The 14,685-nt window shown below is 68.9% G+C and carries 14 protein-coding genes; 9 read left to right on the plus strand and 5 right to left on the minus strand.

Annotated features, from left to right (window positions below):
• Window positions 1-28: 28 nt before the first annotated feature.
• The 3 genes from M0R80_05265 to M0R80_05275 form a co-directional block, all read right to left on the minus strand.
• Window positions 29-1,582: a hypothetical protein gene (locus tag M0R80_05265; protein ID MCK9459029.1), complete on the minus strand. Its 1,554-nt coding sequence runs from the start codon at window positions 1,580-1,582 to the stop codon at window positions 29-31.
• A gap of 340 nt (window positions 1,583-1,922) precedes the next feature.
• A complete protein-coding gene (locus tag M0R80_05270; protein MCK9459030.1) occupies window positions 1,923-2,369 on the minus strand; it encodes a PilZ domain-containing protein in 447 nt (148 codons plus the stop codon).
• Window positions 2,370-2,394: 25 nt separating this feature from the next.
• Window positions 2,395-2,775, minus strand: coding sequence for a PilZ domain-containing protein (locus M0R80_05275; protein ID MCK9459031.1), 381 nt, complete (start codon window positions 2,773-2,775; stop codon window positions 2,395-2,397).
• A 120-nt stretch (window positions 2,776-2,895) separates the two neighbouring features.
• Between M0R80_05275 and M0R80_05280 the strand changes: the two genes are divergently transcribed.
• Entirely contained in the window at window positions 2,896-5,196 is a 2,301-nt protein-coding gene (locus M0R80_05280; protein MCK9459032.1) for an acetate/propionate family kinase, read from the plus strand.
• Window positions 5,197-5,204: 8 nt separating this feature from the next.
• Here M0R80_05280 and M0R80_05285 read toward each other — a convergent pair whose 3' ends face one another.
• Window positions 5,205-5,447 (minus strand): DUF4351 domain-containing protein, encoded by a 243-nt coding sequence (locus M0R80_05285; protein ID MCK9459033.1) that lies wholly within the window; start codon window positions 5,445-5,447, stop codon window positions 5,205-5,207.
• Between the two features lie 327 nt (window positions 5,448-5,774).
• Here M0R80_05285 and M0R80_05290 point away from each other — a divergent pair, with 327 nt between their 5' ends.
• The 8 genes from M0R80_05290 to M0R80_05325 all read left to right on the plus strand — a co-directional run bounded on the left by M0R80_05290 (window position 5,775) and on the right by M0R80_05325 (window position 13,654).
• The gene (locus tag M0R80_05290; protein ID MCK9459034.1) at window positions 5,775-6,986 is read left to right on the plus strand and encodes a hypothetical protein; all 1,212 of its coding nucleotides are present in this window, start codon (window positions 5,775-5,777) and stop codon (window positions 6,984-6,986) included.
• A complete protein-coding gene (locus tag M0R80_05295) occupies window positions 6,983-9,073 on the plus strand; it encodes a hypothetical protein (protein MCK9459035.1) in 2,091 nt (696 codons plus the stop codon). Before M0R80_05290 ends, M0R80_05295 begins: the two co-directional genes overlap by 4 nt.
• A gap of 14 nt (window positions 9,074-9,087) precedes the next feature.
• Entirely contained in the window at window positions 9,088-10,122 is a 1,035-nt protein-coding gene (locus M0R80_05300) for a CoA transferase subunit A (GenBank protein MCK9459036.1), read from the plus strand.
• Window positions 10,119-10,892 (plus strand): 3-oxoacid CoA-transferase, encoded by a 774-nt coding sequence (locus tag M0R80_05305; GenBank protein MCK9459037.1) that lies wholly within the window; start codon window positions 10,119-10,121, stop codon window positions 10,890-10,892. The genes M0R80_05300 and M0R80_05305 overlap by 4 nt, the downstream gene beginning before the upstream one ends.
• Before the next feature lie 29 nt (window positions 10,893-10,921).
• The gene (locus M0R80_05310; GenBank protein MCK9459038.1) at window positions 10,922-11,251 is read left to right on the plus strand and encodes a hypothetical protein; all 330 of its coding nucleotides are present in this window, start codon (window positions 10,922-10,924) and stop codon (window positions 11,249-11,251) included.
• 83 nt (window positions 11,252-11,334) lie between these two features.
• On the plus strand, window positions 11,335-12,393 hold the full coding sequence (locus tag M0R80_05315) for a tetratricopeptide repeat protein (GenBank protein ID MCK9459039.1): 1,059 nt from the start codon (window positions 11,335-11,337) through the stop codon (window positions 12,391-12,393).
• A 3-nt stretch (window positions 12,394-12,396) separates the two neighbouring features.
• Window positions 12,397-12,756, plus strand: coding sequence for a hypothetical protein (locus M0R80_05320; protein MCK9459040.1), 360 nt, complete (start codon window positions 12,397-12,399; stop codon window positions 12,754-12,756).
• 13 nt (window positions 12,757-12,769) lie between these two features.
• The gene (locus M0R80_05325; GenBank protein MCK9459041.1) at window positions 12,770-13,654 is read left to right on the plus strand and encodes a hypothetical protein; all 885 of its coding nucleotides are present in this window, start codon (window positions 12,770-12,772) and stop codon (window positions 13,652-13,654) included.
• A 17-nt stretch (window positions 13,655-13,671) separates the two neighbouring features.
• Here the strand turns inward: M0R80_05325 and M0R80_05330 are convergent, their stop codons facing one another.
• A complete protein-coding gene (locus M0R80_05330; protein ID MCK9459042.1) occupies window positions 13,672-14,673 on the minus strand; it encodes a hypothetical protein in 1,002 nt (333 codons plus the stop codon).
• Between the last annotated feature and the right edge of the window lie 12 nt (window positions 14,674-14,685).

A 14,685-nucleotide genomic window follows, 5' to 3' on the forward strand; every position in this document is an offset into this window, starting at 1 on the left:
GTAGGATGATGTGCTCAGAGTCCACGCTTCACTCATCCGCGCCGTAGAACGTGTGCCAGTCGTAGCCGCCGCTCCCGTCGAGCGCGAGGATGTACGCTTCAGAGGGCGAGCCGAAATCGTGGAGAGGAGTCTCGCCGGAAGGACCGTTCCAGAGCTCACCGGACGAACCCACCACGTAGACATCACCTTCGAGCGACGTTGAGATCCCCCAGCCCGGATCGAATTTCATCGATCCGAAAAATGAGTGCCAGGCGTAGCCGCCTTCCGAGTCGAGCGAGAGCACGAAGGTGTCGACGTTGCCGGAGCCACCGGCGAAGGAATCGAGGGGATCTTCTTCCGCTGCACCGACCCAACCCGCTCTCGATTGGCCGATCGCGTACAGCGTCCCGCTCGGTCCGGTCGACAGCGAAAACGCGACGTCCCCGTCCGTGCCGCCGTAGAACGTATGCCACTGGTAGGATCCGTCTGGAGCGAGCTTCAGAAAAAACGCGTCTTCCAACGGTACGTCCTCACCCAGGGAGTGAGCGTGCAGCGGGGGCTGGCCGCTCGGCCCCGTCCACGAGGTCTCGGAGTTGCCGGCGACGTACAAGTCGCCAGCCTCGTCGACGGCCGCGTCGTACGCGATCATCATGTCGCTCTCATCCTCGATGGAGCCGAAGAAAGTGTGCCACTGGTAGTCACCGAACGAGTTCAGCTTCACGACGACCGCGTCGCCGAAGGTCCCGCCGCTTTGCGCATGGAGCGGCGCCTCGCCGCTTGGGCCGTTCCAGGTCGTCGCCGAACCGCCGGTCACGTAGATCTCGTCGGCGGAGCCCACGGCGATGCCGTATCCGTAGTCTCCTATCGGTGTCGCGTCTGAGCCGTAGAACGTGTGCCAGAGATAGTTGCCGCCGCCGCCCACCGCGAGCACCAGGATGTCGCTGTCGCCGCAGTGCGCGTGGAGCGGGGCCTCGCCGCTCGGGCCGTTCCACGGCTCGGACGAATGACCCACAACGTAGAGGTTCCCGTCCGCGCCAGCGCAGGCGGACGAGCCGAAGTCGTCATCGCTCGAACCGTAGAATGCGTGCCAGAGATACGCTCCGGATTCACCGACCGCGACGATGGCGATGTCCTTTCCGCCACTGTGATCGTGGAGCGGAGGGGTGTCGTCCGGGCCGTTCCAGCTCCCGTCCCCGTACGCGGTCACGAAAACCGTACCGGCGGAGGTGACGGCGACGGAATACGTCGCGTCGTGCACCCCCGGGGATCCGAAGATGATGTGCCACTGATACGTACCGGTCGCATCCAGCTTGAGAAGGAACACGCGGAGGAAATCGTCATCTCCCGCCTCTCCGCCCGTTTCTCCCCATACGCTGGCAGGAGGCTCCCCGTCCGGTCCGGCCCACGTTTCGCGGGTTGTTCCGACGACGTACACGCTTCCGTCCGGTCCGACTGCGACACCGGTCGCGTCGTCGAAAGTTTCGTCGCCGTCTGCGTCGCCATCGACGTCTGAATCGATGTCGACATCTGAATCCGAATCGATATTGGCGTCTCCGTCCGCATCGGAGCCGCTGATTCCGGATCCCTCGTCCGTGCATCCCATGGTGGTCAGAACGAGCGCGGTCGCGCCAAGCGCTATCGCAAAACTCTCAAGAAATTCCGGGAGCCGGTTTCGATTTTCTGACAACATGTGCCGTTCCTCCTCTTTTTCTTTCAATGAAGGAGCGAGCAAGAATCCTAGCATTTCCTATGCCGAGAATCCTGTCAGAAGAAGTCAGAAAAAAACGCTTGTGAGCGCGAGACTTGCAACAGAGCACCGATGATCGCTGTGCCAGATTGTTCCACCGCCGCGGGTCCCGGCGGTTAGCCGAAGGTGTAGGAGCGTCTCTCGCCCGGCGCGGCGGCGCGGTCCTCGGATCACCTCCGTCCGGCCGGCGCGGCGCTCAGAAGAACGTCGGCAGGCGCGGCGGCGTCCAGAGCCCCGCGAAGCTGCGCGGCCGTGGCGGCGGCGCCAGGATCGTCCCCGAGCGCGGGACGCGCCGCATCACGGGCAGCGGCGGCGGCGTGTTCCGGAGCGCCTCCCGGATCCGGATCCGGTCGAGCGGCCGCGCGTCGAGGAAGCGCACGCCGAACCCGGGCCGCCCGCGATCCGAGCGCCGCCGCAGGAGGTTCACGCGCACGATCTCGCCGAAGAAATCGAACGCGCGATCCTTGCCGAGGTCGAACGCGCAGACCACCTTCTCGCCGAGGTTGGGCAAGAGCTCGCTCGCGACGTACGCCCCGCGCGGACTCATGTCCGTGGTGGCGAGCACGACAGGCTCGTCCCACGCCGACGCGATCACCTCGATGGGTCGCGCCACGGCGCGCCGCATCTCGAAACGTCTCAACATGACACCCTCCCTCCTTCTTCGCCCCTCAGGGGCGCAGCCCGGCCAGCCACCGCCCCGGCTTCTGGAACGCGAGCGGCTGGCCGCGCAGGCACGATCGAATCGACAGGCGCTCCCGCGCCGTCGCGTCGAGGAACGTCACCCCGAACCCCAAGGGGCCGGCGTCGTTCCTCCGGCGCCCCCGGTTCACCCGCGTCACCGCGCCGAAGAAGCAGAACGGCTTGTCCGCGCCGTAAAGGTGGAACGAGCACACGATCTGCTCGCCGACCTTCGGCACGGCGTCGCTCATCAGGTAGGCGCCGCGCGGGCTCAGGTCGAACGTGACGAACTCGAGCGGCAGATCCGACTTGGCGGAGATCACCTCCATCGGAACCCCGGCGAGCCGCCTGATCTCGAAACGCTTGCTCATGAGAACCTCCTGTGTGTTCCTATCTTACATTTTATTACATTTGCATACCACAGTCAAGGAACCGTCGGCTTGCGCGAAAGCGAGGTTCTGCGCGACAACGGGGCTCGCGAGGAGGGACCCATGGACGTCTACGCGCTGCTCAGGGGGATCGAGGTTCTCGGGAGGTTCGACGACGAGGCGATCCGCAGGCTGGCGGCCGCCTCGCGGGTCGGCGAGTACACGGCGAACCAGCTCGTCCTGCGCAGCGGCGGGCCGGTGGAGTGCGTCGGCGTCGTCGCGAGCGGCGAGCTCGAGATCCGGCTCCCGGGCGGCGAGGGGACCGGCGCCCCTCCGCGGCTGCGCGAGGGCCAGCTGTTCGGCGAGATGAGCCTGCTCACGGGCGAGCCGGCGATCGCGGACGTCGTGGCCGCCTCGGCGGCCCAGGTCGTCCACGTCCCGCACGAGGCGCTCACGCGCGAGATAGGCGCAAACCCGCTCGGCGCGCACGGGCTCGCCAAGCTGCTCACGGCGAGGCTCGCGAAGCGCGGCGACGATCCCGCGGAGCGCTCGGCCGTCCGGCGCGCGCGCTCGGAGGCGAAGACGGCGTCGGGCGGCGGTGCGTCCGGCCCGGTGCTCGTGCTCAACCTCGGCAGCTCGTCGATCAAGTACGCCGTGTTCGAGGGCGGGGCGCGGCGCTTGGGCGGGCTCGTGGAGCGGATCGGCACCGGGGACGCGCGGCTCGCGCACGCGGGGCCGGCCGGAAAGGTCGAGCGCAAGCTCGGCGCCGCGGATCACGCGGCCGGGCTCGAGGCGGCGATCGAGCTCGTGAAGCACCCGGAGCACGGCGCGATCGCGCGGCTGGAGGATCTCGTCGCGGCCGGCCACCGCGTGGTGCACGGCGGCGTGCGGTTCACCGAGGCGACCGTCATCGACGCCGAGGTGAAGGCGGAGCTCGAGAAGCTCTCGGCGCTCGCGCCGTTGCACAACCCGGTCAACCTCAAGGGGATCGAGCTGTGCGAGCGGCTCCTGCCGCCCGGCGTGCTGCAGGTCGCGGTGTTCGACACGGCGTTCCACATGACGATGCCGGAGCACGCGTACAGGTACGCGCTCCCGAAGGCGTTCGCCGACGCCGAGCAGCTGCGCCGCTTCGGCTTCCACGGCACGAGCCACAAGTACGTCTCGGAGACCGCGACGGCGTTCCTCGGAGAGGCGCAGGGCGCGCTCAAGCTCGTCACCTGCCACCTCGGCAACGGCGCGTCGATCGCGGCGGTGGATCACGGCCGATCGGTCGACACGTCGATGGGGCTCACGCCGCTCGAGGGGCTCGTCATGGGCACGCGCTCGGGCGACGTCGACCCGGGCGTGCTGCTCCACCTCCTGCGCCGCGGCTTGAGCGGCGCCGACATCGACAGGATGCTCAACAAGGAGAGCGGCCTCCTCGGCCTCTCGGGGCTCACGAGCGACATGCGCGAGCTCGAGCGCGCGGCCGACGCGGGGCACGCCGGCGCGCTGCTCGCGATCCAGGTGTTCTGCTACCGGGTGCGCAAGTACGTCGGCGCGTACGCGGCGGCGATGGACGGGCTCGACGCGATCGTGTTCACAGGTGGCATCGGCGAGAACGGCGACGGCGTCCGCTCGCGGATCTGCGCCGGGCTCTCGTTCCTCGGCGTGGAGCTGGACGAGGCGCAGAACCGCGGCTCCGTGAAGGCCGCGGAGCGGGCGCGGATCGTGTCGTCGGGGCGATCCCGCGTGAGGGTGCTCGTGGTCCCCACGGACGAAGAGGCGATGATCGCGGCCGAGACGGTCCGCGCGCTCGGGCGCTCGGGCGCGGCGGCGGTGCTCTCGGCGCGGCGGGATCGGCCGATCCCGATAGGCGTGTCGGCGCACCACGTCCACCTCAGCCAGGCGCACGTGGAGGCGCTCTTCGGCGAGGGCGCCCGGCTCACGCCGCGCAAGGAGCTCACGCAGAAGGGCCAGTTCGCGTGCGACGAGGTGGTCGATCTCGTCGGGCCCAAGGGCGCGGTGCCCCGCGTGCGGATCCTCGGCCCGGCGCGGCCCGAGACGCAGGTCGAGATCTCGCGGACCGAGGAGTTCAAGCTCGGCATCGACGCGCCGATCCGCGCCTCCGGCGACGTCCGGAACTCGCCCGGCCTCCTCCTGCGCGGTAGCGCGGGCGAGGTAGCGCTCAAGGAGGGCGCGATCTGCGCGCTGCGCCACATCCACGCGAGCCCCGAGGACGCGCTCGCCTACGGGCTGCGCGACAGGGACGTGGTGCGGGTGAACCTGTCCGGCGAGCGGTCGCTCGTGTTCGGCGACGTGCTCGTGCGCGTGGACCCGAGCTTCACCCTCGAGATGCACATCGACACGGACGAGGCGAACGCGGCCGAGGTCAACCCCGACTCGACCTGCACCATCGACTCCATCCAGAGAAGGGGGGGGTGAGAGAGGCTTCAGCCCGAGAAGACCGAGTCGATGTCCCGCGCGTCGAGCACGCGGTCGGCGTAGTCGAGCAGCTCGTCCGGCGTCGCGGCGTCAACGCGCGCCCGGACCGAATCGTCGATCGGGCCGAAACGCCGTTCGAGCAGACGCACGAGGAAATCTGCTCGACCCTCTGCCCGGCCCACCTCGCGGCCGTGCGCCTCGCTGCGCTCCTGCCACTCGCGCTCCCACCGCGCCATCTTCGTCTCGAGCATCGCTTTCGTCTCCTCGAACGCCCGCCGCAGCTCGGCCAGGTCCGGTCCATTCTATCACGCCAGGCCGTCCACTGCGTCCATTGCGTCCACTGGGTCCACTGGCGGGCGCCGGATGTGGACCAAGTGGACAGAGTGGACCAAGTGGACAGAGTGGACGCCCGAGAAGCTCATCCGGCTCGAGGCAGCTCTTCCGACATGACGAAACGCATGGCCGGGGCGCGGGCCGCCCCGTACCCTTCCCGAGCCGCCGGATTCGGCTTGGCAACGCGCAGCGAAACGGACTATCTAGATGGTTCTCAAACCGTCGTGCGGATCGATGGAGGCACCATGAAAAAGGTCGAATCGAATTTCCCGAAAGCCAGGATCCCGTTCGGCTGCTGGGGGAGCAGCTACTTCCCGGCGTGGCAGACCTCGCCGCTCGCGGAGGTCAACATCGGCCAGTTCGCCGGCGAGGCGATGGCGCGCATCATGAGCCTGCGCGGCGTGCAGAAGTCGCAGCTCGAGTACCTCATCTCGGGCTCGACCATCCCTTGGCACTGGAAGTTCTGGAACTCGCCGATGCTGTCGCACTGCTTCGGGCAGCGGCTCCCCGGGTACCACATCGAGCAGGCGTGCGCGACCGGCGTGCAGACGATCGTGGCCGCGGCCAACGAAATCCAGGTCGCCCACCGCGAGGCGGTCGGCGTGCTGACGTTCGACCGCTGCAGCGACTCGCCGGTCGGCGTCTTCCCGGAGCGGCGCACCTACCAGCGCACGGTGCCGCTCGCGGACGTCTGGGACAACTTCGGTTTCGATCCGGCGACCGGCAAGGCGATGATCGCCGCGGCCGGCAACGTGGCGCGGAAGCACAAGCTCGACCGCAAAGAGATCGATGAGATGACCGCCAATTGCTACGAGAGCTATTTCGCGGCCAAGAAGGCCGGCCATCTCGACAACGTCCTCGTCCCCCTGGAGATCCTGAACGTGCAGGGCAAGAGGGTCGGCGTCGTCGACGACGACACCGGCATCCGGCCGGTCTCGCTCGCGGAGCTGCGCGGGATGCGCGAGCTCGACACCTGCGTGACCGGCGGCACGCAGACCCACGCCGCGGACGGCATGGCGTGCGTCGTCGTGGCGAGCGTCGACAAGGCCAAGGAGCTGTCGCGCCGGCCCGAGATCGGCGTCGAGGTGATCGCCAAGACCGAGGTCCGCACCGAGCCCTGCACCATGCCTCTCGGGCCGACCGAGGCCACGCGCAAGCTGCTCGCGCAGACCGGCCTCACGATGGACGACTTCTGCGTCGTCAAGTCGCATAATCCCTTCGCCGTCAACGACGTCGTGTTCTGCAAGGTGCACAACTACAGCTGGAAGAAGATGAACAGGACGGGATCCTCCATCGTCTGGGGTCACCCGCAGGGCCCGACCCTGACGCGGATCTCTCTCGAGGCGATCGACGAGGCGGCGAGGCTCGGCGGCGGGCTGGCGCTGGTCATGGGTTGCGCGGCGGGCGACGTGGGCATCGCCGCGATTTTCCGGGTTACCGACGCGGGAGGTCGATGATGACGAAGATGATGCGCAAGTCGTCCCTCGAGGCGATCGGCCTCGGGAGTGTCCTCGGTATTTTCGAGCGCGGCGCCATGCCGATCCGCGCCGATGAGCTCGTCGACGAGATGTTCGGCAAGAAGTCGCAGCGGGGCTCCTTCGTCGTGTCCGGCGCGGGCGGGATCGTGGGCGCCGGCAAGTGCGTGCAGATGAGCTCGCGGCTCCTGCCGTACGGCGTGCCGGTCGTGGGCATCGACCTCGCGGGCGCGCCGGACGGGCTCGGCGCGAAGGTCGACGGCCTCGTGAAGACGTTCGGCCGCGACAAGGCGCACGACGTCATGAGCAACATCGTGCGGATCACCTACGACGGAAAGCGGCTGCCGGCGCACCTCGCCCACTTCCAGCCGAGGATGCTGCTCGAGGCGGTCCCCGAGATCCTCCCGCTGAAGCGCGCGCACTTCGACATGTTCCGCGCCGCGTACCCCGGGATCGAGATCCGCTCCGTGACCTCGGGCTTCCCGAGCTCGGAGCTCGGCGTCGGGATCGCGCACCCCGCGTTCCCGCACGAGATCAACAAGATCTGGGAGGTCGTCGAGGGGCCGGACGCGCCGTTCTCGAAGCTCGTCTGGGCGCTCGGCATGATCCCGCTGCCCGTGTCGGACAGCTGGTCGTTCGTGCTCGACGTCCTGTTCTGCGGCCTCACCAAGGCCGCGGCGCGGTACGGCGAGACCTCCAACATGCCGGCCTGGAAGGTCGACAAGCACGTGCGCAGGCTGCTCGGGCCGAACCCGCTGCGCGCGCACGACGCCATCGGCATCAAGGGCTCGTCGTTCCTGACGTGGTCGTGCCTCCACCACCTCGCGGAGAAGTACGGCCCGCTGTTCGCGCCGCCCGCGAACCTCACGGAGCGCAAGGACAGCGGCGAGACGTGGTTCCCGCAGAACCACCTCCGCCCGATCGTGAACTGGAACCTGACCGACGCGGAGCTCGACGACCTCGAGGCGCAGATCGTGGGCCCGGTGATCCAGATGGCGTCGATCATGATAGCCGAGAAGCGCGCGTCGCTCTCGGACATGAACGCGGTCGGAGAGCTGTGCGCCCAGTTCCGGCGCGGCATCGTCGCCGTGATCCGCGGCCTCGGCTACGACAAGGCGGTGAAGCTCGTCGAGCGGCTGCACCAGCTCCAGCCCGACACCAAGGCCGGGTTCGAGCGCGGCGCCCTCGAGGCGATGAACACGCCCGAGTGGCAGCAGCTCTACGTCAACGCCGAGCACAACGGCAAGGTCGGCGTCATCACGGTGAGCCGCGAGGCGTACAACTGGGACGTCAACGACGAGCTCAACCGCGCGATCGACTGGCTCAAGGCCGAGGGGATCAAGCAGGTGATCCTCTCCCCCGACTTCCACCTCTCGACGCAGATGGTGGGCGCCGACATCCTCGACTTCGCGCCGGGGCTCAAGGACGAGGCCGCGGGCGCGAAGGTCGCCGAGAGCTGGACGCGGACCGCGCGCCGCCTCCACACGGACTTCGACGTGAGCGTCGGCTTCGTCAACGGCAAGCGCTGCCTCGGCGGCTGCCTCGAGCTGATGACCCACTGCCACTACCTGGTCGCCACCGACGGCGTCTCCCTCGGGTTCCCGGAGGTCACGCTGCCGGTCGTGCCCGGGATGGAAGGGTGCCACTGGCCGTTCCGCAAGGCGAAGGCCGCGGACTGGCCGAAGCTGGCGACGCTGCTCGTGACCGGCAAGCCGGTCGACGCGGCCGCGGCCGTGGGCTGGCTCGTCGACTTCGCGGGCCCGACCGAGGAGGCGCTCCAGGTCGCGTACAAGCTCGCGTCCGGCGGCGGCGGGATCGAGCGCCGGCCCTTGTGCGAGACGAAGCTCGACAAGATCGCCGCGCTCTCCGTGCCCGAGCTCGATCAGCAGGCGCCGGCGAACGTCGTCGCGGCGCGGCGGGCGATCTGGGACGCGGTCCAGAAGTCGTGCGGCTGCACGGCGGCGGAGGCGCTCACCCTGCAGGCGAAGGTCGCCGCGGGCTTCATGGCCGGGCCCCTGTGCAACAAGGGCAAGGTCGGCGCGGAGATCGGCAAGGCGCTCGGCGCCTGAGAGGTGCAACGAACATGACCGTCCTCCAAGAAGGCAAGGGCAAGCTGCTCGGCTGGCACGATCCGGACGAGCACCGGCGGTGGGTGCTCGAGCACAAGACGCGGAGGCTCGTGGACAAGCGCACCACGGTCGCCGACGCGGTCTCGAGGCTCGTCGCGGACGGCGACTTCATCGCCATGGGCGGCTTCGGCCACATCCGCGTCTCCATGTCCATCATCTACGAGATCATCCGGCAGAAGAAGCGGCACCTCAAGATGGCGGGCAAGACCGCCGTGCACGACGCGGACATCCTCGTCGCGGGCGGCGCCGTCGACGAGATCGAGGTCGCCTACACGTTCGGCCACGAGCTGCGCGGGCTCTCGAACGCCTCGCGCCGCGCGGCGCAGGAGGGCCGGCTCAAGGTCATCGGCGAGACGAGCAACGCCGGCTACCAGTGGCGCTTCCTCGCGGGGATGATGGGCCTGCCGTTCATCCCGGCGCGCAACCTCCTCGGCACCGACACGCTCGCCCACAGCTCGGCCAAGGTGATCGACGATCCGTTCACGGGCCGGCCGATCTGCCTCATCCCGGCGGCGTTTCCGGACGTCGTCGCGATCCACGTCCCGCGTTGCGACAAGTTCGGCAACTGCCAGATCGACGGCTCGCTCGTCGAGGACTTCGAGCTCGCGCGGTGCGCGCGCAAGCTGATCGTGACCACCGAGAAGATCATCGACGAGGAGGAGATTCGGGACAAGCCGCACGCGACCGTGATCCCGTTCTTCCTCGTGGACGCGGTGGTCGAGGTGCCGTTCGGCAGCCACCCGTGCCTCATGCCCTACCAGTACTACTTCGACGAGGAGCACATCGGCGACTGGCTCAAGGTCTCCAAGACCGACGCCGGTGTCGACGAGTACTTCCAGAAGTACGTGTTTTCGGTGAAGTCGTTCGAGGAGTACCTCGAGCTCGTCGGGGGCCGCGCGCAGATGGAGAAGCTCGCCCGCATCGAGCTGTACGAGGCGCCGGTCGAGCTGCCCTGGGTCAACGCCCGCGTGAAGGGAGGTGACAAATGACGATCCCCGGCTACAACGGGACCGAGCTGCTCGCCACCGTCGCCTCGCGCATCCTCCAGAACGGCGACTCCGTCTTCGTCGGCACCGGCCTGCCGGTGATCGCCGGCATGCTCGCCCAGAAGACCCACGCCCCCGAGCTGCTCGTGTTCTTCGAGGCGGGCGCGATCGGCCCGCAGGTGCCGCAGCTCCCGATCTCGGTGGGCGACTCGCGGACGATCCACAAGGCGGTCGCCGCCTCGTCGATGCACGATCTCATGTCCATGTGCCAGTCCGGGTACGCGGACTACGGCTTCCTCGGCGCGGCGCAGCTCGATCCGTTCGGCAACATCAACACGACCGTCATCGGCGACTGGGACAAGCCGACCGCGCGGCTCCCGGGGAGCGGCGGCGCGAACGACGTCGGGTCGTTCGTCCACAAGATGATCATCATCCTCCGGCAGTCCAAGCGATCGTTCGTGCCGAAGGTCGATTTCATCACGACGCCGGGCTTCCTGACCGGCCCGGGGGCGCGCGAGAAGGCAGGGCTGCCGAGTGGCGGCGGCCCGTTCCGCGTGATCACGCAGCTCGCGGTGTACGACTTCAACCCAGCGACCTGCCGGATGCGCCTCTTCTCCCTGCACCCGGGCGTGAAGGTCGACGACGTCCGGGAGAGCGCGGGCTTCGAGATCGAGATCCCCGAGTCGTACGGCGAGAGCCCGACCCCGACCGCCGACGAGCTCCGCCTCCTGCGCGACGTGATCGACCCGTCGGGCATCGTGATCGGGAAGTAGCTGCGCCGTCCGCTCGAAAGGAGATCGCCATGAAGAAGCTCGCGGGAGTCCTCGTCGTCCTGTCGCTCGCGCTCGCGCTCGGCGCGTGCCAGAGCTACGAGAAGGGCGTCGAGGTGATCTGCCAGGGGCCGAACAGCTGCGCGGAGTGCGCGAACATCGATCCGTCGATGCGGATGGCCATGATGGCCAAGAGCATCGACGACAACCTGAGCAACGGCAAGGCGACCGATCTGTTCGGCGCCATGGCCGCGATGTCGCCCGCCGAGCGCGTCGCCAAGCTGGAGGCCGAGGCCAAGGCCGCCGGGCTCGCCAGCTGCCCGCTCGTCGACGAGCTCCGCGAGGCCGCCGCGGCGGAGTGACGACGGCGGAGGTTCGTGTCGTCAGCCCCTTGACACCTCTGCGGGGCTGGCAGATTGTTTGGATACCGACAGAGCGCATCATCATGAGCAAACAAGAAGACAGCAAACGAGTTGCCCGCGGGACCCTCTCCCGTCTCTTCGTCCTAGGCCTCCTGATCTTTGCCGCGACGGCGCCCGCCGAGGCTCGCGCCGACGCCGCCCAGAACAAAGCCAAGACCGCCTTCCAAAAAGGGGCGAAGCTGTTCGAGGCGGGGGACTACACCGAGGCGGTCAAGGCGTTCCGCGCGGCGTACGAGGCCGCCCCGCACTGGAAGCTGCTCTACAACATCGCGCAGTGCGAGGCCGCGGCCAAGAACTACGGCCCTGCGCTCGAGGCGTTCGAGGCGTACTTGGTCTCCGGCGGAGACGACGTCCCCGCGGAGAGGCAGGACGAGATCCGCAAGGAGATCGCGCGGCTCCGGGATCTCTGCGGCGACGTCGTGGTGGACGCCCCCGCCGGCTCGGACGTGTTCATCGACGATCTCAGGCGCGGCACGACGCCCATCGCGGGCGAGATCCCGGTGGGCGCCGGGATGCACGTCGTCCGGATCGTCCACGGCGGGGACGAGCTGCTGAAGCAGGAGATCCAGGTCCGAGGGGCGAAGACCGTCACGGTCAGGGTCGGCGACGCGGCGACCGTCCAGCCCGGACCCCCGGAAGCGAAGCCCGGCGGCGCGACCGCGCCCGAACCGGAGCCCGAAACGGGGCCCGAGCCGCCGCTCGCGGAAACGCCGGCATCGCCGGAGGACGGCCCGCCGAACAAGATGGTCGTGATCGGGAGCGTGCTGACGGCGGTGGGAGGGGCGGCGCTGATCGCCGGGGTCGTCACCGGCGCCGTGTCGCGGGCGAAGACCAAGGATCTCGAGGAGAGCTGCCCGGACAAGCAGTGCACCGATCCGGGCGACGAGACGCTGCACGACCAGGCCGCGCGGCTGTCGCTGGCGACCGACGTGATGCTCCCGGTCGGGGCGGCCGTCGCCGTCGCCGGCGTGGTGCTCGTAGTGCTGGGGCTGAGGGGCGAATCCGCGGATGAGCCCGACGCCGAGGTGACCGCCGCCGCGGGGCCGGGACACGTCGGCGTGGCGTTCAGAGGGAGGTTCTAGAAGATGGCGAGGATGCTCGTCCGGACGGCGGTGGCGTCGTTGGTCGCCTTGGCCGGCTGCTCCGCGATCAACGACCTCGACGGGTACCACTACGGGTCCGACACGGACACCGATACGGACACCGACACGGACACCGACACGGATACCGACACGGACACCGACACGGACACCGACACGGACACCGACACGGATACGGATGCGGATGACGTAACAACCGCGGTGAACGCGACCTCCGGCTCGGGCGCCGTGTCCTCGGAGACGGTCCGTGGGTTCATCAGCGTGGGCGGGGTGCTCCCGGCGGGCAACACCCAGAGCGAATCGTACCAGGCCAGGATCGGCGTGGGCGCGTTGGTCCAGCAATAGGAGTCAGGAAACCATGAGACAGAGAGCGATTGCGTGTGCGGTGGCGTTGGCGGTGAGCGCGTTCGCGGGGAACGCGTCGGCCACGGTCTCGGACTACCTGCCGGTGGGAGGCGTGCTCGCCGACCTCGACGGCACTCCCCTCGACGGCCCGTACAGCGTGGTCTTCTCCCTGTACGACGACGTCATGGCCACGACCCCGATCTGGACCGAGACCTACGACGCCCTTGATATCGATGACGGGCTGTTCACGGCGTACCTGGGGACGGAGACGCCGCTCGTGTTCGGCGACCTGATCCTGGCGGACGAGCTGTGGCTCGGCGTGAAGGTGGGCGCCGACTCGGAGATGGACCGGATCGCCATCGGCAGCGTGCCGTTCGCCGTGGAGGCGTACCAGTGCCGGCAGGTGGGGAGCCTCGAGGAAGGCGACATCCAGCCGATCCTCTCCGGCGCCAACCAGTGCGCGGACGGGACGTTCCTCCAAGGTTGGGACGCGGACGGGGGCGTCTCCGTCTGCGACGCGCCGGAGCCGGAGATCGTGATCACGGATTGGGCCAGCGACGGCTTCACGGGATGGACGGCTCCTTACTCGCCCACCGGCGGCTTCGCGTCGTTCATCGAGTACAGAAAGATGGGAGACATGGTCTTCCTGAGGGGGGCGGGGAACGCCGGCAGCACCCATGTGCTCGCCGGGCAGACCATCGCCACTCTTCCTGTGGGGTTCAGGCCCGGGAAAGGGCTCGGCTTCCTCAGCCTCGTCCGGTGCTGCTCCGACCCCGCCGGGGCCGCATACGTCTACATCTCGACGTCTGGTGTGATTTACGTCAACGACCTCGTTGTGAATCCGGGGGCCAGGCAGTTCGTATACTTCGACGGCGTCAGCTTCTCGACGTTGCCGTAGGTCATTCTCGCTCCCGCTCAGAACTCGCCGTTGACCTCGCCGGCCGAGCCGCCGTCGTCGACCGCCGCGGCGATCCCGGCCACCGCGCTGCCCACGACCACGAGCCCCACCGCGCCCCAGAACCACCAGCTCTTGTACCAGATCTTCTTCCCGTCCTCGGGCGGCTGCTCCGGCGGGGTCGGGACGGTGGGGGCCGCGATCTCGGGCGGCGGCGGCGGGAAGCGCTCCTCGAGCTTCAGCTTCAACCCCTTCGCCCAAGTGCCGCGCTCGCCGAGCGCCATGGGGTGGCGCGACGGCTTCTCGTCGCCTCCGGTCGGAACGATCTGCAGGACGAGCCACTCCGCGCCGTCCGCCGTGCGCTTCGCGATCGCGGCGACGACCCACTGCGTGCCGATCGCCTTCCCCAGCGCCGCGATGGCCTCGGGCGCGTGCTCCCTCGGCTGCCACGCCGCTCGCTTCTCCAGCGCCGAGAGCCAGACCGCCTGCATCGCCGGCGGGTGCTCGACCGGATCGAGCCGCAGCCCGGGCTCGCGCTCGAGCATCAGGACCGCGAGCTCGAACGCCGCGTCGCGTTCGCCGAGATCGAGAAGCGTACGCATCATCAGGAGCTCGGCCTCGGCGAGCGCGGGCTCCGCGAGGAGATCGCCGCGGTGCTCGAGGTGAGCCGCCTGGACCGCGCGCGCGGCCTCGAACGACTCGCGCAAGTGCAGGCCCAGGTGCAGCTCGCGGGCCTCGCCGAGATCCGGCGCCGACGCGTCGAGCCTTCTCCCCGCTTGCCCGGCGTCCGTCACCGCGAACCCGAGCTCCTCGAGCGCCGTGACGATCAGGAGATCGAGCGTCGCCCGCGACGCCGCCTCTGCGATGGGCACGCGGGTCGGCAGCACGAGGACTGTCTGTCCCGCCGGCTTCGGCGGTCCCTCCGCGGCCGGTTCCGCAGCCGAAGCGCAGAGCGACACCGCCGCGATCCACGCCGCACAGATCAGGGCGGCGGCGCTGCGCCCGACGACATCCGTGATCATCCGTTCCCTCTC

This window comes from Pseudomonadota bacterium, assembly GCA_023229365.1.
Taxonomy (GTDB): domain Bacteria; phylum Myxococcota_A; class Polyangia; order JAAYKL01; family JAAYKL01; genus JALNZK01.